At 41.1% G+C, this 21,265-nt stretch carries 16 protein-coding genes and 3 tRNA genes; 18 read left to right on the top strand and 1 reads right to left on the bottom strand.

All coding sequences use genetic code 11. The annotated features are described in order from the left end of the window. The first annotated feature begins 68 nt into the window (after nucleotides 1-68). The 6 genes from WG954_RS11785 (at nucleotide 69) to nusG (ending at nucleotide 2,569) form a co-directional block, all read left to right on the top strand. Nucleotides 69-141 (top strand) — tRNA-Gly (locus WG954_RS11785). A 57-nt stretch (nucleotides 142-198) separates the two neighbouring features. Further along, nucleotides 199-270 (top strand) — tRNA-Thr (locus tag WG954_RS11790). Between the two features lie 143 nt (nucleotides 271-413). Continuing rightward, a complete protein-coding gene (gene tuf / locus WG954_RS11795) occupies nucleotides 414-1,601 on the top strand; it encodes an elongation factor Tu (protein WP_340436689.1) in 1,188 nt (395 codons plus the stop codon). A gap of 96 nt (nucleotides 1,602-1,697) precedes the next feature. Further along, nucleotides 1,698-1,768 (top strand) — tRNA-Trp (locus WG954_RS11800). Nucleotides 1,769-1,801: 33 nt separating this feature from the next. After that, on the top strand, nucleotides 1,802-1,999 hold the full coding sequence (gene secE, locus WG954_RS11805; RefSeq protein WP_340436692.1) for a preprotein translocase subunit SecE: 198 nt from the start codon (nucleotides 1,802-1,804) through the stop codon (nucleotides 1,997-1,999). A gap of 3 nt (nucleotides 2,000-2,002) precedes the next feature. After that, nucleotides 2,003-2,569: a transcription termination/antitermination protein NusG gene (gene nusG, locus WG954_RS11810; RefSeq protein ID WP_182805220.1), complete on the top strand. Its 567-nt coding sequence runs from the start codon at nucleotides 2,003-2,005 to the stop codon at nucleotides 2,567-2,569. 71 nt (nucleotides 2,570-2,640) lie between these two features. On the opposite strand, the gene WG954_RS11815 is transcribed toward nusG, so the two are convergent. Further along, entirely contained in the window at nucleotides 2,641-3,096 is a 456-nt protein-coding gene (locus tag WG954_RS11815; RefSeq protein ID WP_340436694.1) for a hypothetical protein, read from the bottom strand. Nucleotides 3,097-3,410: 314 nt separating this feature from the next. Here WG954_RS11815 and rplK point away from each other — a divergent pair, with 314 nt between their 5' ends. From rplK to WG954_RS11875, 12 genes are all read left to right on the top strand, one after another. After that, nucleotides 3,411-3,854 carry a 50S ribosomal protein L11 gene (gene rplK, locus WG954_RS11820; RefSeq protein ID WP_340436696.1) on the top strand — a complete coding sequence of 148 codons (444 nt, stop codon included), beginning with the start codon at nucleotides 3,411-3,413 and terminating at the stop codon, nucleotides 3,852-3,854. Nucleotides 3,855-3,878: 24 nt separating this feature from the next. Continuing rightward, the gene (gene rplA, locus WG954_RS11825; protein ID WP_324229145.1) at nucleotides 3,879-4,571 is read left to right on the top strand and encodes a 50S ribosomal protein L1; all 693 of its coding nucleotides are present in this window, start codon (nucleotides 3,879-3,881) and stop codon (nucleotides 4,569-4,571) included. Nucleotides 4,572-4,599: 28 nt separating this feature from the next. Next, nucleotides 4,600-5,127, top strand: coding sequence for a 50S ribosomal protein L10 (gene rplJ / locus WG954_RS11830; protein ID WP_324229146.1), 528 nt, complete (start codon nucleotides 4,600-4,602; stop codon nucleotides 5,125-5,127). Between the two features lie 137 nt (nucleotides 5,128-5,264). After that, the gene (rplL, locus tag WG954_RS11835) at nucleotides 5,265-5,639 is read left to right on the top strand and encodes a 50S ribosomal protein L7/L12 (RefSeq protein ID WP_324229147.1); all 375 of its coding nucleotides are present in this window, start codon (nucleotides 5,265-5,267) and stop codon (nucleotides 5,637-5,639) included. 127 nt (nucleotides 5,640-5,766) lie between these two features. Then, a complete protein-coding gene (locus tag WG954_RS11840; protein ID WP_340436700.1) occupies nucleotides 5,767-7,806 on the top strand; it encodes a T9SS type B sorting domain-containing protein in 2,040 nt (679 codons plus the stop codon). A 246-nt stretch (nucleotides 7,807-8,052) separates the two neighbouring features. Then, the gene (gene rpoB / locus WG954_RS11845; protein ID WP_340436702.1) at nucleotides 8,053-11,865 is read left to right on the top strand and encodes a DNA-directed RNA polymerase subunit beta; all 3,813 of its coding nucleotides are present in this window, start codon (nucleotides 8,053-8,055) and stop codon (nucleotides 11,863-11,865) included. Nucleotides 11,866-11,986: 121 nt separating this feature from the next. Beyond that, nucleotides 11,987-16,276, top strand: a complete 4,290-nt coding sequence (gene rpoC / locus WG954_RS11850) for a DNA-directed RNA polymerase subunit beta' (protein WP_340436703.1) — start codon at nucleotides 11,987-11,989, stop codon at nucleotides 16,274-16,276. A gap of 158 nt (nucleotides 16,277-16,434) precedes the next feature. Beyond that, nucleotides 16,435-17,046, top strand: a complete 612-nt coding sequence (locus tag WG954_RS11855; RefSeq protein WP_340436705.1) for an OmpH/Skp family outer membrane protein — start codon at nucleotides 16,435-16,437, stop codon at nucleotides 17,044-17,046. A 59-nt stretch (nucleotides 17,047-17,105) separates the two neighbouring features. Further along, a complete protein-coding gene (locus WG954_RS11860) occupies nucleotides 17,106-18,521 on the top strand; it encodes an APC family permease (RefSeq protein ID WP_340436706.1) in 1,416 nt (471 codons plus the stop codon). 6 nt (nucleotides 18,522-18,527) lie between these two features. Next, entirely contained in the window at nucleotides 18,528-19,523 is a 996-nt protein-coding gene (locus WG954_RS11865) for a bifunctional heptose 7-phosphate kinase/heptose 1-phosphate adenyltransferase (protein ID WP_340436707.1), read from the top strand. Between the two features lie 2 nt (nucleotides 19,524-19,525). Next, entirely contained in the window at nucleotides 19,526-20,455 is a 930-nt protein-coding gene (locus tag WG954_RS11870) for an isoaspartyl peptidase/L-asparaginase family protein (RefSeq protein ID WP_340436708.1), read from the top strand. Nucleotides 20,456-20,582: 127 nt separating this feature from the next. Further along, complete coding sequence (locus WG954_RS11875) at nucleotides 20,583-21,248, top strand: 2-C-methyl-D-erythritol 4-phosphate cytidylyltransferase (protein ID WP_340436709.1); 666 nt, start codon at nucleotides 20,583-20,585, stop codon at nucleotides 21,246-21,248. Nucleotides 21,249-21,265: the final 17 nt, after the last annotated feature.

A 21,265-nucleotide genomic window follows, 5' to 3' on the forward strand; every position in this document is an offset into this window, starting at 1 on the left:
CTTTTGCATCTGAAGCTTTGAGAGAAATGATTCAAAAATCATTTCTTCTTAAATTTTCAAATTGCTTTGCGGGAGTAGCTCATTTGGTAGAGCGATAGCCTTCCAAGCTATAGGTGGCGAGTTCGAGCCTCGTCTCCCGCTCAGAGAGAAAAGTTCTTTTACCGGTTGATGTGAGAAAATCTCATTGATACTCTGCCAGCCGTTGTAGCTCAGTGGTAGAGCACTTCCTTGGTAGGGAAGAGGTCGTGAGTTCGATTCTCACTAACGGCTCAGATTGTTTAAACACGGCTTTAAACAGGTGAGTAAAGAAAAAACGATGAAGTGTGCGACGCAACAACAGCTCAGCAGAGTTTTGTTGCCGATAACATAAAAGAGTTTAACAGTTTTTGTAAACACAATTAAAACAAAATAAGATGTCTAAAGAGACCTTTAAGCGGGAAAAACCCCACGTAAACGTTGGAACTATTGGTCACGTTGATCATGGTAAAACAACTTTGACTGCAGCCATTACAGACATCCTTTCTAAGAAAGGTCTGGCGCAGGCAAAAAAATATGATGAAATTGATGGTGCACCTGAAGAGAAAGAGCGTGGTATCACTATCAATACTGCACACGTAGAATATCAAACAGCTAACCGTCACTACGCACACGTAGATTGTCCGGGTCACGCTGACTACGTAAAAAACATGATCACTGGTGCTGCTCAAATGGATGGTGCTATCCTGGTAGTAGCTGCAACAGATGGTCCTATGCCACAAACAAAAGAACACATCCTTTTGGCACGCCAGGTAGGTGTACCTAAGATCGTTGTGTTTATGAATAAAGTTGACTTGGTTGAAGATGCTGAGTTATTGGAACTGGTTGAAATGGAAATTCGTGAACTGTTGAGCTCTTATGGCTTTGATGGTGACAACACTCCAATCATCCAAGGTTCTGCTACCGGCGCTTTGGCTGGTGAACCACAATGGGTTGCTAAGGTTGAAGAATTGATGGAAGCAGTAGATACTTTCATTCCTCTTCCTCCACGCCCGGTTGATATGCCATTCCTGATGAGTGTTGAGGATGTATTCTCAATCACTGGTCGTGGTACTGTAGCAACTGGTCGTATTGAGCGTGGTATCGTTAAAGTAGGTGAAGCTGTTGAGATTGTAGGTTTGATGGAAGCTCCAATGAGCTCTACTGTAACTGGTGTTGAAATGTTCAAAAAACTTCTTGATCAAGGTCAGGCTGGTGATAACGCAGGTTTACTCCTCCGTGGTATTGAGAAAAAAGATATCCGTCGTGGAATGGTTATCTGTGCTCCAAAATCAATCACTCCTCACACTGAGTTCAAAGGTGAAGTTTACGTATTGAGCAAAGAAGAAGGTGGACGTCACACTCCGTTCTTCCAAAAATACCGTCCTCAGTTCTACTTCCGTACAACTGACGTAACTGGTGAAGTTGAATTACCTGCAGGAACTGAAATGGTTATGCCTGGTGATAACACTAACCTTACTGTAAAACTTATCCAGCCAATTGCGATGGAGAAAGGTTTGAAATTTGCGATTCGTGAAGGCGGTCGTACAGTAGGTGCCGGTCAGGTAACTGAAATTTTAAAATAAGCTAAGGCAAGGCTTTTAGCTTACGCAAATGTTTTACATTTGCAATACATAAAACTAAAAGCTGTCCACCATTTGGCGGATAGCTTTTAGCTTTCTACGGGCATGGTGCAACGGTAGCATACGGGTCTCCAAAACCTTTGATCTGGGTTCGAATCCTAGTGCCCGTGCTGATTAATCTGAAATTAAATCAGAACGAAACAATGAACAAAGTATCCGCTTATTTCAGAGACTCTTACAGAGAACTCCTCGAAAAAGTAACCTGGCCAACCTGGCAACAGCTGCAGCAATCAACTATGATTGTGCTGATTGCCACAATCATCATTACTGCTATTGTGTGGCTAATGGATTTTGGAATTGCCAGCGGTCTTCAAGCCTTTTATTCATTCTTCAAAAAGTAACATATGTCTGAAACTGCCAATGTGGAAACCAGTAAGTGGTATGTGCTTCGTGTCGTGAGCGGCAAAGAGAAGAAAGTGAAGGAATATCTTGATAAAGAAATTTCACGCAACGGTTGGGATAATATCGTTAAACAGGTATTTCTTCCTGTTGAAAAAGTTTACAAAGTAGCCAATGGTAAGAAGGTAGTACGTGAACGTAACTTCTATCCTGGATACGTAATGATTGAAGTTGAAAACGGAAAGATGGGTGATGATATTCGTGAAACAATTGCAAACACCAGCAACGTTATTCACTTCCTTGGTAAAGAAAATCCTATTGCTTTACGTAAGGCTGAAGTAAATAAAATGCTTGGTAAGGTCGACGAAATGGCTGATGCAAGCGGTATGACCATGAGTGAGCCGTTTATTGTTGGCGAGACCATCAAGATCATTGATGGACCTTTCAACGATTTTAATGGTGTAATTGAAGAAGTAAATGATGAGAAGAAGAAACTGAAAGTTGCCGTAAAAGTATTCGGTCGTGCTACCCCGGTTGAATTGAATTACATGCAGGTTGAAAAGCTTTCATAAGCTGACTAAAGGATAAAAGAAAGTCCCCATCTCAAATGAGTGGGGACTTTTTATTTTCAGATAACATCAGCTTATGATTGTGCTTCATCAGTTGTTGAAACTTCAACTACTGGAGCTTCAGCTAAAGGAAGTTCGGCCTGAACGGGAGCTGGTGCCGGAGCTTCAACAGGAGCAGGAGCTGGTGCAGCTTTTGGCTTTGGAGTTGCTTTTTTCTTTGGAGCAGCTTTTTTCGGGGCAGCTTTTTTAGGAGCCGGCTTTTTTGCCGCTGGTTTTTTAGCAGCAACTTTTTTCTTGGCTGGAGCTTTTTTAGCAACCTTTTTCTTAGCAGCTTTTTTCACCACTTTCTTGATGGCTTTTTTCGCAGCTTTTTTAACGGCTTTCTTAGCAGCCTTCTTTTTAGGGGCAGCTTTCTTCGCCTTTTTAGCTACTTTTTTCTTAGGAGCAGCTTTCTTCGCTACTTTCTTCTTTGCCACCTTTTTTACTGGTTTCTTGGCAGCCTTGGCAGCTTTCTTTTTTGCTTTTGCCATGTGATTGATTTTTAAAGTTGTTTTTGGAGTTTTTTAGAATTGAGTTGAAAAATTAAATCAAATTATGCAGTCAATAAAAAATAAATCTCTTTTTTTTAAATGATTACTGTAAGCGAACATTGAATGATGATGAAAATAATACTGAAACAATCGTTTTTGATTGGCATTTCGGAAGGCAAAATACTTGCTGAAAACCTTTGCCGGTAAGGAAATGAGCCTTACCTTTGCAATCCCAAAAAGTTCTTTAGAAGAATTTATTTGTTTGGGAGTTGTTCACAAAAGTGAATGACGCTATCACCAAAAAAACTTTTACAATGGCAAAAGAAATCACAGGATTTGTGAAGCTGCAGGTAAAAGGCGGACAGGCAAACCCTGCGCCTCCTGTAGGTCCGGCCCTCGGTTCAAAGGGTCTTAACATCATGGAGTTCTGCAAGCAGTTCAATGCAAGAACTCAAGACAAAATGGGTAAAGTAGTACCTGTTTTGATTACTGTTTACTCCGACAAGTCGTTCGACTTCGTTATTAAAACTGCACCAGCATCTGTTCAATTATTAGAAGCAGCAAAACTTCAAAAAGGTTCTAAAGAACCAAACCGTGCTAAAGTTGGTAAAGTAACATGGGCACAGGTTGAAGAAATTGCTAAAGACAAAATGCCCGACCTCAACTGCTTTACACTTGATAGTGCAATGAGCATGGTTGCAGGAACAGCTCGCAGTCTTGGGCTTACTGTTGATGGTAAAGCTCCTTGGGAAAATTAATTATTCACCTCAAATTTTTGAAACATGTCTTTGACTAAGAAAAGAAAAGTAGCAGAAGCCAAGGTGGATAACAACAAAATTTATTCCCTGAAAGAAGCTTCTACACTTGTAAAAGAAATTAACTGTACAAAATTCGATAGCTCTGTTGACGTTCACGTTCGCTTAGGTGTAGATCCTAAGAAAGCTGATCAGGCTATTCGTGGTACTGTAACCTTACCACACGGTACGGGTAAAACAAAAAGAGTTCTCGTTCTCTGTACTCCTGATAAAGAAGCCGATGCAAAAGCTGCGGGTGCTGATTTTGTTGGTTTAGATGAATTTATTGCTAAGATCGAAGGTGGCTGGACTGATGTTGACGTTATCGTTGCAACTCCTGCTGTAATGCCTAAGATCGGTAAGTTAGGTAAAGTGTTAGGTCCTCGTAACCTGATGCCAAACCCTAAAACAGGAACAGTAACAAATGATGTTGCTGCTGCTGTAAATGAAGTAAAAGGTGGTAAGATTGCATTCAAGGTTGATAAAGCAGGTATCGTTCACGCTTCTGTTGGACGTATAAGTTTTGCTCCTGAGAAAATTGCAGAAAATATCACTGAGTTCTTAAATGCAATTGTAAAAGCAAAGCCTTCTACTGCAAAAGGAACTTACCTGAAGAGCATTTACATGGCAAGCACCATGAGTCCCGGTGTTGCTGTTGACACTAAATCATTCATGAACTAATCCTTTCAGGGTTATAAAAACTAAAATCATGACAAAAGAACAAAAGAATGAAGTGATTGAAGTGCTGAAAGGCAAGTTCAGTCAATACAATAACTTCTACATTACAAATACAGAATCGTTAAGTGTAGAGCAGGTTGGTAAATTGCGCCGTGCATGTTTCGACAAGAATGTTGAAATGAAGGTTGCAAAAAACACCCTTATTAAAAAAGCATTGGAATCAATTGATGCAGAACGTTACACTGGTGTATTTGATGCACTGAATAATGTAACAGCTTTGTTGTTTTCTGAGAATCCGAAAGAACCAGCTTTGATCATCAGCTCATTCCGTAAAGCAAGCAATGGTGAAAAACCAGAATTGAAAGCGGCTTTCATTAATGGTGATGTTTACAGCGGCGACAATCAATTGAAAGCATTAACACAAATCAAGACAAAGAACGAGCTTATCGGCGAAGTTATTGGCTTGTTGCAGTCTCCTGCAAAACGTGTTATTGCTGCCTTGCTGCATAACGCTGAAACAAAAGGAGAAGCTACTGTTGAAGCAGCTCCTGCAGAGTAATTTGGTGTAAGTAAAAGATCAGTGATCTTTTATCAAACATAAAAGCCCAGGCCTGAGGGTATTAATTAAAGGCGAATTTTTTTAAACCGCCGTCGGAGCAAAGCAAAAGCAGTGAAGACGGTAAAAATTAAAACAAAATGGCAGACATTAAAGTATTAGCTGAATCATTAGTAAGCTTAACAGTTAAAGAAGTACAAGAATTAGCAGACGTTCTGAAAGCAGAATACGGCATTGAACCAGCTGCTGCTGCAGTTGTAGTTGCTGCAGGTGGTGGCGAGGGTGCTGCTGCTGTAGAAGAAAAAACTGCATTCAATGTAATCTTGAAGAGCGGTGGTGCTTCTAAACTGAACGTAGTTAAGATCGTTAAAGACTTAACTGGTCTCGGTTTGAAAGAAGCGAAAGACTTAGTTGACGGTGCTCCTAAGCCTGTTAAAGAAGGTGTATCTAAAGCAGAAGCTGATGAAATTGCAGCTAAACTGAAAGATGCAGGTGCTGATGTTGAGATTGCTTAATGCATTCTTTATAGAATTTTCGAACCCCGGTAATACACCGGGGTTTTTTCATAGGCAACGTTTTACAGGCGGTGATTGTCTAGAGGTTATTAGATTTAAATTGCATCAGTAAGTAAAAATCTGTTAGTTGAAAAATCGCTTATTTTTTATCGTTAGTAAATATCTCGCTGTTGTTATTCTATTGATAACAGGTGTAGCCAATACGCAGGCTCAGTGTACTACGCTTGGTCAAACTCCTGCAACGGCATTTCCTGTTTGTGGTACCAGTGTTTTTTCGCAAGCGAATGTGCCCAGTTGTGTCAACAAACAAATTATTGTACCTGGGTGCGGCACAGAAAACACCTATTACGATGTAAATCCATTTTGGTACAGGTTCACTTGTTTTACTTCCGGAACATTAGGTTTTTTGATTGACCCGATAAGTGCCAACGATGATTATGATTGGCAGATATGGGATATTACCGGAATTGATCCATCAACTGTTTATAACAACACATCAGCAGCAATTGCAGCTAACTGGTCGGGGTTAAAAGGACAAACAGGAACTAACGCAGGCGCAGCAAAGTTGTTTGAATGTGGATCATTCGGCAATAATAATCCTCCTAAATTCAGCAAACTGCCAAATCTAATTGCAGGTCATACATACATTCTCATGATCAGCAATTTTTCTAATTCACAACAGGGATATAAATTATCATTTGGCGGAGGTACAGCCGTCATTACCGATCCAAAAGCACCATTGATGCAGGAAGTAAGAACGAATTGTGGAGGTGATGAATTACGATTGAAGTTGAATAAGAAAATGAAGTGTGCAAGTATTGCTGCTAATGGCAGCGACGTTCTTGCATTTCCCGGAAATATTACGGCAACCAATATGCGGCCGATTGGTTGTAACAGCAGTTTCGAAACAGATTCTATTGTGATCACGTTATCACAGCCATTGCCTCCCGGCAATTATTCATTGCAATTGAAAAATGGAACTGATGGAAATACAATTCTTGATTTATGCGACCGGGCTATTCCAACTACAGATGCAGCAAATTTCACAGTGCTTCCGCTACAGCCAACTCCATTCGATAGCATTGTACCATTAACCTGTTCACCAAACAGTGTTCGTTTTGTATTTAAGAAATTGATACGTTGTAATTCAATTGAACCTTCAGGATCTGATTTCGCAATCAACGGAACATATCCAGTAGCAATTACGAATGCAAGAGGTAACTGTAATGCAAATGGTTTAACATCCGATATCATTGTTACATTTTCTCAACCTTTACAACAGGCAGGTACATTCACTATCAATTTAAAACAAGGTCTTGACGGTAATACAATTATTGATGAATGTAATCAGCAAACGCCTCCATCTCAATTAATATTTACAGTAAAAGATACTGTGAATGCAGACTTCACATACAATATGAGCTATGGTTGTACAGCAGATACAGTTAATTATATTCATCCTGGAGGTAATGGAATCAATAGTTGGTTATGGAACTTTGGAACGAACGGAACAGGTACAGATCAATCTGAAGAAGTTATCTACAATTCATTTGGAAATAAAACCACAACACTCATTGTGTCGAATGGCTTTTGTTCAGATACAACAACTAACACACTGCGTTTAAATAATTTTCTGAAAGCTGATTTTATTGTCAATCCATTTCTTTGCCCTGATAGTTTATTATATGTTGAACCAACGCCAACAACAGAACGACCTTTGACTTTCTTATGGGAATTTGGCGATGGCGCTACAAGCACCGATTCAATTCCAGCACCACATTTATATTCATCGGCCACTAACGAAACAAAATACACGGTTGCATATACAGTTACAAATGATCTCGGCTGTACTGATAAGATCGAGAAAACAGTTACACAATTAAGCACCTGTCGTATTGATGTGCCAACTGCATTTACACCCAATGGTGATGGTTTAAATGATTTCTTCGGTCCACTGAATGCTTTAGTTGCAGAAAACTTTCTTTTCAGAGTTTACAACCGTTGGGGTGGGCTGGTATATGAATCAAAAGACTGGACCAAACCCTGGGATGGAACAGTTAAGGGTGCACAACAACCGGCAGCTAACTATGTTTGGACTTTGAGCTATCGTGATCTTGTGACCGGCAGAGATATAAACAGAAAAGGAAGTTTTATCTTGATTCGTTAAGAGAACGATTATGCCAGGTATCCTTTTTTCTGCCAACTTTTCCCAATCCTGACAAAACGGGGACAAAAGCCGGCAATCAAATTTTGTTCCAACACACAATATCACTAACTTTGCCTCCCTAAATTTAGGCTGAATAGCAAGTTGGCGCCCAATTACAGTCATAAATAACTGAAAATCAATTTACTTGTCTTTGCATAAAGACGGTGAGCTATTCGTGTGCACAAACTTAAAAACCGGTAAGAACATATGTCTTCATCAAGAGTTGCAGCAAACAAGAGAATTAATTTCGGAAAAGTAAAACACCTTGCAGAGATTCCAGACCTGTTGGGTATCCAGATTCAATCTTTTAAAGAGTACTTCCAGCTAGAAACTACTCCTGACAAACGTAACATTGAAGGGTTATTCCGTGTATTCAAGGAAAACTTTCCTATCACTGATACACGTAACATTTTCGTTCTGGAGTTCCTCGATTATTTTATTGATCCACCCCGTTACTCCATCGATGAGTGTATGGAGCGTGGATTAACATATGCGGTTCCCCTCAAAGCCAAACTCCGTTTGAGCTGTAATGATGAGGAACACGTAGATTTCCAAACCATCGTTCAGGATGTATTCTTAGGAAACATTCCTTACATGACTCCCCGTGGTACATTCGTGATCAACGGTGCTGAGCGTGTGGTGGTATCTCAATTACACCGTTCACCTGGTGTATTCTTCGGTCAATCAATTCACCCTAACGGAACTAAGATTTACTCTGCAAGGGTAATTCCTTTCAAAGGTGCGTGGATGGAATTTGCAACAGACATCAACAATGTGATGTATGCTTACATCGATCGTAAGAAAAAATTCCCTGTAACAACTCTCTTACGTTCTATCGGCTTTGAAACAGATAAGGATATCCTTGAACTGTTTGGTATGGCTGACGAAGTAAAAGCAGATAAGAAAGCGTTGGAGAAATACGAAGGCAAGCGTTTAGCTGCACGTGTACTCCGTAGCTGGGTTGAAGATTTCGTAGATGAAGATACCGGTGAAGTTGTGAGCATTGAGCGTAACGAAGTGGTATTAGAGCGTGATTCAATTCTTGATGCTGAAGCAATCGAAATGATCAGCGAAATGGAAGTGAAGAGCGTATTCGTTCAGAAAGAAGAAGTGAGTGGTGACTTCGCTATCATCTACAATACATTAAATAAAGATACTTCTAACAGTGAGTTGGAGGCGGTACAGCACATCTATCGCCAATTGCGTGGTGCTGATGCTCCTGATAATGAAACTGCACGTGGTATTATTGATAAATTATTCTTCAGCGATAAGCGTTATGATCTCGGTGAAGTTGGTCGTTACAAGATTAACCGCAAACTTGGATTAAACTTCCCGATTGAGAAAAAGGTATTAACGAAAGATGACATCATTGCCATCATCAAATACCTGGTGAAGTTAACAAACGCAAAAGCTGAGATCGATGATATTGATCACCTCAGTAACCGTCGTGTGCGTACAGTGGGCGAGCAGTTATATGCTCAGTTCGGTGTAGGTCTTGCACGTATGGCCCGTACAATTCGTGAAAGAATGAACGTACGTGACAACGAGGTGTTTACTCCGGTTGATCTGATCAATGCAAGAACACTTTCTTCTGTGATCAACTCATTCTTTGGTACATCACAGTTGTCTCAGTTCCTCGATCAAACAAACCCTCTGAGTGAGATCACGCACAAGCGTCGTATCTCCGCACTCGGACCCGGTGGTTTGAGTCGTGAAAGAGCTGGTTTCGAGGTACGTGACGTACACTACTCCCACTACGGCCGTCTTTGTACAATTGAAACGCCAGAAGGTCCAAACATTGGTTTGATCTCTACACTTTGCGTACATGCTACTGTTAACGATATGGGCTTTATTGAAACGCCTTATCGTAAAGTAGAGAATGGTAAGGCTGATGTAAAAAACCTTACTTACCTCAGTGCCGAAGAAGAAGATACAGCGAAAATTGCGCAGGTAAATATCGCTATTGACGATAAAGGAAACATTACTGAAGATAAAGTTCGCTCACGTGAAAGTGGCGACTTCCCGATTCTTGAAAGAGCAGAGGTGGAATACATGGACGTTGCGCCAAACCAGATCGTTGGTTTGAGTGCGTCTTTGATTCCATTCCTTGAGCATGATGATGCCAACCGTGCATTGATGGGATCGAACATGCAACGTCAGGCGGTTCCGCTTGTACGTCCGCAGGCTCCGATCGTGGGTACTGGTCTGGAAGCAATGGCAGCTCGTGACAGTCGTATTCAGTTGAATGCTGAAGGAAAGGGTGTTGTTGAGTATGTTGATGCAAATGAAATTCATGTTCGTTACGATAGAAATGAAGAACAACGTTTGGTAAGCTTTGAAGAAGATCTGAAGATCTACAAACTCACCAAGTTCATCAAAACAAACCAAAGCACTTGTATTAACCTGAAGCCTGCTGTTAAGAAAGGTCAGGCAGTAAAAGAGGGCGACTTCCTTACTGAAGGTTATGCAGTGAAAGATGGTGAATTAGCATTAGGTCGTAACCTGAAAGTGGCATTCATGCCTTGGAAAGGTTACAACTTTGAGGATGCGATCGTAATCAATGAGAAAGTTGTGAAAGAAGATCTTTTCACTTCTGTACACGTTGAAGAATACGAACTTGAAGTACGTGATACTAAACTCGGTGAAGAAGAATTAACGCCAGATATTCCAAACGTAAGTGAGGAAGCAACAAAAGACCTGGATCAAAACGGTATTATCCGTATTGGTGCAGCAATTAAAGAAGGCGATATCCTCATTGGTAAAATCACTCCTAAAGGTGAAAGCGATCCAACTCCTGAAGAGAAGTTGTTACGTGCCATCTTTGGTGATAAAGCCGGTGATGCAAAAGATGCTTCATTGAAAGCTCCAAGTGGAACTGAAGGTGTTGTTATCGACAAGAAACTTTTCCAACGTGCTAAGAAAGATAAGAATGGTAAGATCCGTGAAAAAGCATTGTTAGAAAAAGTTGAGAAGATTCACGAAAAGAATACAGCTGATTTGTTAGATGTATTGCTCAGCAAATTATTATCACTGCTGCAAACAAAAACTTCAGCTGGTGTTAATAACAACTTCGGTGAATCATTGATTGGTAAAGGTGCTAAGTTCAACCAGAAGAACCTTGCAACAATTGACTATGCAAACGTTAACCCGTTAGGCTGGACAGGCGATGCAACAACTGATGAATGGATCAACCAATTGTTACACAACTATAACATTAAGTATAACGAAGAACTCGGCCGTTACAAGCGTGAGAAATTCAACATCTCTATTGGTGATGAATTACCGGCTGGTGTATTGAAACTCGCGAAGGTTTACTTAGCTGTGAAGCGTAAACTGAAAGTGGGTGATAAAATGGCGGGTCGTCACGGTAACAAGGGTATCGTTGCGAAAATCGTTCGCCAGGAAGATATGCCGTTCCTCGAAGATGGAACTCCTGTTGACATCGTATTGAACCCATTGGGTGTACCTAGTCGTATGAACCTTGGACAGATCTATGAAACTGTTCTTGGCTGGGCTGGTGAAAAACTCGGTGTTAAGTTCGCAACACCAATTTTCGATGGTGCTACAGTAGAAGAAATTGCAGGACATATTGCTGATGCAGGTTTACCATTGTTTGGTCATACATTCCTTTATGATGGTGAAACAGGTGAGCGCTTCCACCAGAAGGCTACAGTTGGTATCATTTACATGATCAAACTGCACCACATGGTTGATGATAAGATGCACGCCCGTTCGATCGGACCATACAGCTTAATTACGCAACAGCCGTTGGGTGGTAAAGCACAGTTCGGTGGTCAGCGTTTCGGTGAAATGGAGGTGTGGGCATTGGAAGCATACGGTGCTTCTAACATCCTGCAGGAATTACTTACACTCAAATCAGATGACATCATGGGTCGTGCAAAAACCTATGAAGCCATTGTAAAAGGTGATAACATTCCTCGCCCTGGTATTCCTGAATCATTCAATGTATTGGTTCATGAATTAAGAGGCTTGGGCTTAGACCTGAAGTTTGAAGAATAATTCTGTTACCGGTTGCCAGTAAAATGGTTACCGGTTTCCTGTTTAACCGGTGAACAATTGAAGTACAATAGCCGGGATGTAGCAAATCGTACTTCGTAAATCTAAAATCGAAAATTAAAATATGGCATTCAGAAAAGACAACCGTCAGAGGCCTACGTTTTCAAAGATCACCATTGGTCTGGCTTCTCCCGATACAATCCTGGAGCGTAGCTTTGGTGAAGTATTAAAGCCGGAAACAATTAACTATCGTACTTACAAACCTGAACGTGATGGTTTGTTTTGCGAAAGAATTTTCGGACCAGTAAAAGATTTCGAATGTGCCTGCGGTAAGTACAAGCGTATCCGTTACAAGGGTATTGTGTGCGACCGTTGTGGTGTTGAAGTAACAGAAAAGAAAGTGCGTCGTGAGCGTATGGGTCACATCAAATTGGTGGTGCCTGTTGTACACATCTGGTATTTCAAATCATTACCTAATAAAATTGGTTACCTGTTAGGTGTAAGCTCTAAGAAATTAGAGACAATTGTTTACTACGAGCGCTATGTGGTTATTCAACCCGGCGTAAAAGAAAATATGGCGATGGGTGATCTTCTTACTGAAGAAGAGTACCTCGATCTGTTAGATACATTGCCAAAAGATAACCAGTACCTGCCTGATGAAGATCCTCAGAAATTCATTGCAAAGATGGGTGCTGAAGCAGTGCATGATATGTTGCAGCGTATTGATCTCGATCAATTAAGCTACGACTTACGTAATGCTGCTGCAACTGAAACTTCACAACAACGTAAAGCAGATGCGTTAAAGCGTTTGAGCGTTGTAGAAGCTTTCCGTGATGCAAACCTCCGCATTACAAACCGTCCTGAATGGATGGTTATGCAATACATTCCTGTTATTCCTCCGGAACTGCGTCCGTTAGTTCCTTTGGATGGGGGTCGTTTTGCATCATCTGATCTGAATGATCTTTATCGTCGTGTAATTATCCGTAATAATCGTTTGAAAAGATTATTGGAGATCAAAGCTCCTGAAGTAATCCTTCGTAACGAAAAACGTATGCTACAGGAAGCGATCGATTCGTTATTCGATAACTCAAGAAAATCAAATGCAGTGAAAGCCGAAGGCGGTCGTGCATTGAAATCATTGAGTGATGTATTGAAAGGTAAACAAGGTCGTTTCCGTCAGAACTTGCTTGGTAAACGTGTTGACTATTCTGGTCGTTCGGTTATCGTGGTAGGTCCTGAAATGAAATTACATGAATGTGGTCTTCCAAAAGATATGGCTGCTGAATTGTTTAAACCATTCATCATCCGGAAACTGATTGAAAGAGGTATCGTTAAAACAGTGAAGTCTGCACGTAAACTCGTGGATAAGAAAGAAGCCATTGTTTGGGATATCCTTGAAAATATATTGAAAGGTCACCCAATCATGTTGAACCGTGCCCCCACGCTTCACCGTTTGTCGATCCAGGCCTTCCAACCTAAATTGATTGAAGGTAAAGCCATTCAACTTCACCCGCTCGTGTGTTCTGCGTTCAACGCCGATTTCGATGGTGATCAGATGGCGGTACACGTTCCGTTAAGCAATGCTGCTGTATTGGAAGCACAATTATTGATGCTTGCATCACACAACATTCTTAACCCGCAGAACGGTCAACCAATTACCCTTCCTTCTCAGGACATGGTACTCGGTCTGTACTACATTTCTAAAGGAAAGAAAACAACTGATACTGAAACTGTAAAAGGTCAGGGTAAAGCATTCTATTCTGCAGAAGAGGTGATCATTGCTTACAATGAGAAGCAAGTTGATCTTCATGCATGGATCAGAGTAAGAGCTAATGTACGTGATGCAGAAACAGGACAGTTAACTTACAAGTTGATTGAAACAACTGTAGGTCGTGTGATCTTTAACCAGTTTGTACCGAAAGAAGTTGGTTTCGTAAACGCTTTATTAACGAAGAAGAACCTTCGTGAAATCATTGGCGATATTATTGAAATCACCAACGTTCCAAAAACGGCTAAGTTCCTTGATGATATCAAGACACTTGGTTTCCGTACAGCCTTCCAGGGTGGTTTGTCGTTCAACATCAACGATCTGATCATTCCTGAAGTGAAAGAACAATTGGTTGAAAATGCACAAGGTGAAGTAAACGAAGTTTGGGATAGCTATAATATGGGTCTTATCACCAACAACGAACGTTACAACCAGATCATTGATATCTGGAGTCGTGTGGATACACGTGTAACTGAAACGTTGATCCGTGAAATGGCTTCTGATAAGCAAGGTTTCAACTCTGTGTACATGATGCTTGATTCAGGTGCCCGTGGTAGTAAGCAGCAGGTAAAACAGCTCGCCGGTATCAGGGGTCTGATGGCCAAGCCTCGTAAGAGTGGTTCTACAGGAAGCGAGATCATCGAGAATCCTGTATTGAGCAACTTTAAAGATGGCTTGAGTGTATTGGATTACTTTATCTCGACGCACGGTGCCCGTAAAGGTCTTGCCGATACTGCCTTGAAAACTGCGGATGCAGGTTACTTAACCCGTCGTTTGGTTGACGTTGCGCAGGATGTTGTTATTAAAGATGAAGATTGCGGAACATTACGTGGTATTGCAACAAGTGCATTAAAAGATAACGAAGATATTATTGAACCATTGAGCGATCGTATTGAAGGACGTACATCATTACATGATGTGTATGATCCGATTTCAGACGAACTCATTGTTGCAGCTGGCCAGGAAATTTCTCCTGCTATTGCAAAGAAGATCGAAGACAGAGGTATTGAAACTGTTGATATCCGTTCAGTACTTACCTGCGAAAGCAAACGTGGTGTGTGTGTGAAGTGTTATGGTAAAAACCTTGCTACAGGTGTGGTTGCACAAAAAGGTGATGCAGTAGGTATCATCGCTGCGCAATCAATTGGTGAGCCTGGTACACAGCTTACACTGCGTACCTTCCACGTGGGTGGTGTTGCGGGTTCTGCATCAGTAGAATCAACATTACCGGCTAAGTTTGACGGAACAATCCAGTTCGATGGTTTACGTACTGTAACAACTACTAATAACGAAGGTGAGAAAGTACAGTTGGTAATCGGTCGTACAGGTGAGGTGCGTATCATGGATGTGAAGAATGATCGCTTATTGATCACCAACAACGTTCCTTACGGTTCAACATTGGCGGTTAAAGATGGTCAGCAGGTGAAGAAAGGTGATGTGCTTTGTACATGGGATCCGTTCAACAACGTAGTAGTTGCTGAAATTGCCGGTACAATTAAGTTTGAAAACATTCTTGATGGTATCACATTCCGTGAAGAGGCTGATGAACAAACAGGTCACCGTGAGAAAGTGGTTATCGAAACAAAAGATAAAACCAAGATCCCTGCATTGCTGGTTGAAGGCAAAGAGATCAAATCTTACAACTTGCCTGTTGGTTCACACATCGTGATCGAAGAAGGTGAAGAAGTAATTGCCGGTCAGGTGTTGGTGAAAATCCCACGTGTACTTGGTAAGCTTCGTGATATCACCGGTGGTCTTCCACGTGTAACTGAATTGTTTGAAGCACGTAACCCCGGTAACCCTGCTATCGTTTCTGAAATTGATGGTGTGGTAACCTTCGGAAACATCAAGCGTGGTAACCGTGAGATCATTGTAACAAGTAAGGATGATGTTGTGAAGAAGTACCTCGTACCTCTTACACGTCAGATCCTTGCACAGGAAGGTGATTTCATTAAAGCGGGTGTGCCGTTGAGTGACGGACAAATTGCTCCTGCAGATATCCTCACCATCAAAGGTCCGTTTGCAGTACAAGAGTATGTTGTGAATGAGATCCAGGAAGTATACCGTTTACAAGGTGTAAGAATTAACGATAAGCATATCGAAACCATCGTTCGTCAAATGATGAAGAAAGTGGAGATCATTGATGCAGGTGATACGAAGTTCCTTGAAGAGGACCTGGTTGATCGCTTTGAATTCAATGAAGAAAACGATCGCATCTTCGATAAGAAAGTGGTTACAGAACCAGGCGACAGTCATAAGTTCCGCCCGGGTCAGATTGTTACACTCCGTGAGTTCCGTGAAGAGAACAGCGTACTCCGCCGTGCTGATAAGAAGCTGGTGGAAGTAAGAGATGCACATCCTGCAACAGCACAACCGGTATTGCTTGGTATTACCAAAGCATCATTGGGTGTACAAAGCTGGATATCTGCTGCATCGTTCCAGGAAACAACGAAAGTGTTGAGTACTGCTGCAATTGAAGGTAAAACTGATGATTTATTAGGCTTGAAAGAGAACGTAATCACAGGTCACCCGATCCCTGCAGGTACAGGCTTACGTGAATTCGAAAACATGATCGTAGGTAGCAAGGAAGAATATGAATTGCTCCTTACAACCAAAGAAGCTATGAGCTTCGACGAAGAAGAATAGGCATTAGCTGAATGATAAAATCAAAGTCTTTCCGCCTTGGCGGAGAGACTTTTTTATTGATGCATGCTTATCTTGAAGATGTTCATGTTAACGCTTTCTTAAAAAGCATTTCGTTTTTTTACACTCACCCGAAATCCTTTACTTTGCCCACCTAGATTATGAAAAGTATACAAAGCATATTATTGTGGATAGTGGCAGCTGCAGTAGCTGTACTTTATGTGTTGCATTTCAGCGGTAAAAAGCCAAAGGAAACAACGAGTGGTGTAGTTAAGAAAGATAGTGCTGATGCAAAGGAGCAACATATCAGGGTTGCCTATATCGATCTTGATACCATTCAGAAATATTATGAATTCTTCAAATTGAAGAATGATGATATTGAGCGTGAAAAAACACGTTACGATAACCAGATACAAAGTGAGTTGAACAAACTTGAACGTGACCGTATCGAGTTCCTCAAGAAGGGACAAGCCATAACGCAAGTAGAAGCAGAAAAGTTTCAACAGGAGTACCAGACTCGCTATCAGCAGATCGGCCAACGTCAGCAAACGTTGCAGGGACAGCATCTCGAGAACCAGGCAAAAGCTATCGACGATATTCAAAAACGCATCAACGAATACCTGAAAATTTATAACAAGGAAGGCAAGTATAACTTCATCTTTTCTACACAGGAGGGTAACCCAACTCTCTATTTTAAGGATACAGCTTTCAACATTACCAACGAAGTGCTGAAAGGTCTTAACGACACTTACAAGCAATCCAAGAAGCAATAGCGGTTTCAAATTAATCCTTATCTTCCGTTTCATTATTTTTTTGAAACGAAACCAATGCTATGACTTCAACTCAGCAGGAATTTAAACCGTCTTTAAGTTTACTGGATGCAACGATGGTAGTTGCAGGCTCAATGATCGGTTCAGGTATCTTTATTGTTAGTGCCGATATTACACGAAACGTTGGCAGTGCAGGTTGGTTACTGGTAGTGTGGCTTGTTACAGGTTTTATGACTTTAACGGCAGCACTTAGTTATGGCGAATTGAGTGCCATGTTTCCAAAGGCAGGTGGCCAGTATGTTTACCTGAAAGAAGCATTTAATAAACTTGCAGGCTTTCTTTACGGTTGGAGTTTCTTCACGGTTATTCAAACAGCAACCATTGCAGCAGTAGGCGTTGCGTTCTCAAAATTCACCGGTTATTTTATTCCTGCATTGGATATTAATGATGAGAACATCCTGTTCCAGATCGGAGTATTTAAATTATATCCTGCACAGATCGTTTCAATACTTGTTATCGCTTTACTTACTTATATCAACACAAGAGGTATCAATGGTGGCAAAGCAATACAAACTGTATTTACGATCACAAAACTCCTTTCACTTTTTGGTTTGATCGTTTTCGGATTAATGATGGCTGCAAAGGCAGACGTATGGAATGCCAACTGGAGTAACGCATGGGAGATGAATAAACTTTCTGAAGGAGGAATGATTGCGGGTGTGGCAGGCAGTGCAGTATTGGGCGCTATTGCGGCATCCATGGTTGGTTCAATTTTCAGTAGTGATGCATGGAACAATGTTACATTCATTGCAGGTGAAATAAAAAATCCAAAACGAAATATTGGTTTAAGTCTTTTCCTGGGCACATTGATCGTTACACTTATTTATGTGGCAGCGAATGTGATGTACATCAGTGTACTGCCGATGAATGAAATAGCTTTTGCAAAGCAAGACAGAGTAGCAGTTGCTGCTGCGAATGAAATTTTTGGTAATGTGGGCACTTATGTAATTGCAGCTATGATCATGGTCTCGACATTTGGTTGTATCAATGGGTTGGTATTAGCAGGAGCAAGGGTTTATTACACTATGGCGCAGGATGGTTTGTTTTTTAAACAAGCCGGCACACTAAATAAAAACGCTGTACCACAATGGGCTTTATGGGCACAATGTGTGTGGGCATCTTTACTTTGTTTAAGTGGACAGTATGGCGATCTGTTAGATATGATCTCATTTGTGGTAGTGCTCTTTTATGTGCTTACCATCATCGGTATATTTGTACTGCGTGCAAAGCGTCCCGATATTGAACGTCCTTACAAAGCGTTTGCTTATCCGGTATTGCCAATCATTTATATTATTCTCGGATTGACATTTTGTTTCTTCCTGATCACCATGAAGCCGTTATATGCAGGTATTGGATTTGGAATTGTTTTATTAGGTATACCTGTTTATTATATTGCAGTCGCAAATCAAAAGAAGTAGGTCGTTATGAGCGTTTCTAAATTTGATCAGTTGTTTCAGCAGTTCTCACAACTAAAAGCCGGCGTGATTGGTGATGTGATGCTTGACACCTATATGTGGGGACATGTTGAACGTATTTCACCTGAAGCTCCTGTACCCATTGTTGCATTAGATAAAACAGAATACCGTGTTGGTGGTGCATCAAACGTTGCATTGAATATTGCTTCGTTAGGTGCTTCAGTTTCTATCCTGAGTGTAATTGGTAATGATGATGATGGTAAACAGTTGCGTCAGTTGCTGGAACATCAACAGATCAAAACAGATTTTTTACTTGGAAGTGACAAGCGTGCAACAACAAGTAAAACAAGGATCATCAGTCGCAATCAACAAATGATGCGTCTTGATAAAGAAATTGCAACTGATCTTGGTTATGAAGATGAGAACAGGTTGATCCTTGCATTGCAAACATTCATTGCACAGGAAAAACCTGATGTGATCATTTTTGAAGATTACAATAAAGGTGTGTTGACTGAACTGGTAATACAAAAAGCAATTGCTCTTTGCAAGCATCATGGAATTCTCACAACGGTTGATCCAAAGCGAAAGAATTTCTTTTCTTATAAAACAGTAGATGTATTTAAACCGAATCTGAAAGAGGTAAAAGATGCATTGAATCTTTTAGTTGAGCAGGTGAATGAAGAAGCGCTCCGGCATATTCATGCAGAATTAAAAGCTCAGTTGCAACATCATATTTCATTCATCACTCTCTCTGAGAAAGGTGTGTTTTATCAGAATGATGAACAGGCGGGCGTCATTCCATCACACTTGCGCAGCATTGCGGATGTGAGTGGTGCAGGTGATACAGTAATTGCTGTTGCTTCATTGGTATATGCTGCTACAAAAGATGTTGAGCTGATGGCTGAAGTGGCAAACATTGCAGGTGGACTGGTGTGTGAAGAAGTAGGAACTGCAGCCATTAACCGTGAGCGTTTGATACAGGAGTGTAAATTATTACTGAATTAAGCATGGGTGATTTTTCAATTGCAATACATGGCGGTGCAGGTACGATCCTTAAAATAGATCTGACTCCCGAACTGGAAGAAGCCTACACAAAAGGTCTTGCTGATGCAGTGGCAACCGGCTACGAAGTATTGGCTAAAGGTGGAAGTGCTATAGATGCAGTAACAGCTGCAGTTATTTCTCTTGAAGATTGTATTCTTTTCAACGCAGGCAGAGGTTCTGTATTTACAAGAAAAGGCGGGCATGAAATGGATGCAGCCATCATGAATGGTATTTCATTGGAAGCAGGTGCAGTTGCCGGTGTGAGTAGTGTAAAGAATCCTGTGCTGCTTGCAAAAACGATCATGGAAAAAAGTGAACATGTGATGTTGAGTGGCGACGGTGCGTTGCAGTTTGCTAAACAACAAGAACTACAACTGGAGCAAGAAGATTATTTCTTTTCACAATTCCGCTACGATCAGTGGCAGTTGGTGAAGAATGAGAACAGTTCAGCCCTTGATCATAATATTCAACTCGAGAAAAAGTTCGGAACAGTTGGTGCAGTGGCTTGTGATGCAAATGGAAATGTAGCGGCTGCAACAAGTACCGGCGGCATGACGAATAAGAATTTCAATCGCATTGGCGATACTCCTGTGATAGGTGCAGGCACATACGCCAACAATCAAACATGTGCTATATCATGCACCGGTCATGGCGAATTATTTCTGCGTGCTGTTGCAGCTTATGATGTGAGTTGCCTGATGGAATACAAGGGGATGAACCTTCAGCAAGCAATGGAAATTGTTACACTTGATAAGTTAGTTAAGATCAATGGTGAAGGCGGTATGATTGGCGTGGATGCACGTGCAAACACTGCCATGGTCTTTAACAGCGAAGGCATGTACCGTGCCACGCAAAACAGCAGAGGCGAAAAGCAGATCGCTATTTACAAGTGATGTTACATTGATCTGTTACGTAATGCAACGGATTGCATTTAATTTTCAGATTGAAACAGGCCTCAATCTAAAACTTTCAGCTGCATAATCTGTAAGCAGTATAAAACTCTCTCTTATCTTTGAAGCTATGCAAACATATGTTGTAATTGTGGCCGGTGGTGCCGGTAAACGAATGGGTTCTGTACTCCCCAAACAATTTTTACTATTAAAGAATAAGCCTGTCTTGTATTATACCATCGATGCTTTTTTAAAAGCCTTGCCTGATTGTAAAGTGATCGTGGTCTTGCCGGAAGAGCATCTTGAATTAGGGAAGGAGATAATTGACGGTTTCTTTGATGCACAGCGTATACAGCTGACCGTTGGTGGCGAAACACGTTTTCATTCTGTACAAAACGGGTTAAAGCTGATCGAAGAAGAGTCCATCATTTTTGTGCATGATGGTGTGCGATGTTTGGTGAGTGAAGAATTGATTCAGCGTTGTTATTCAGCTGCATTGGAAACCGGCAGCGCTATTCCTGCAATTGAATGCCGTGACAGTGTGCGTATGATCACGGAGGAAGGAAATGATCCTATTGACAGAAGCAAACTACGGTTGGTACAAACACCCCAAACTTTTCATAGTAAGATATTACTTCCTGCTTTTGCTATTGATTATAAAGCATGGTTTACCGATGAAGCAAATGTTGTGGAAGCATTTGGTTTAAAGGTAACACTTGTGCAAGGCGAAGAAACAAATATTAAGATTACAAACCCGATGGATTTGGTAATTGCCGAGAAGATACTTGAGGGATAATAACTTATCATTGATTA

Origin of the sequence: Lacibacter sp. H375, from assembly GCF_037892425.1 — a bacterium.
Taxonomy (GTDB): Bacteria; Bacteroidota; Bacteroidia; order Chitinophagales; family Chitinophagaceae; genus Lacibacter.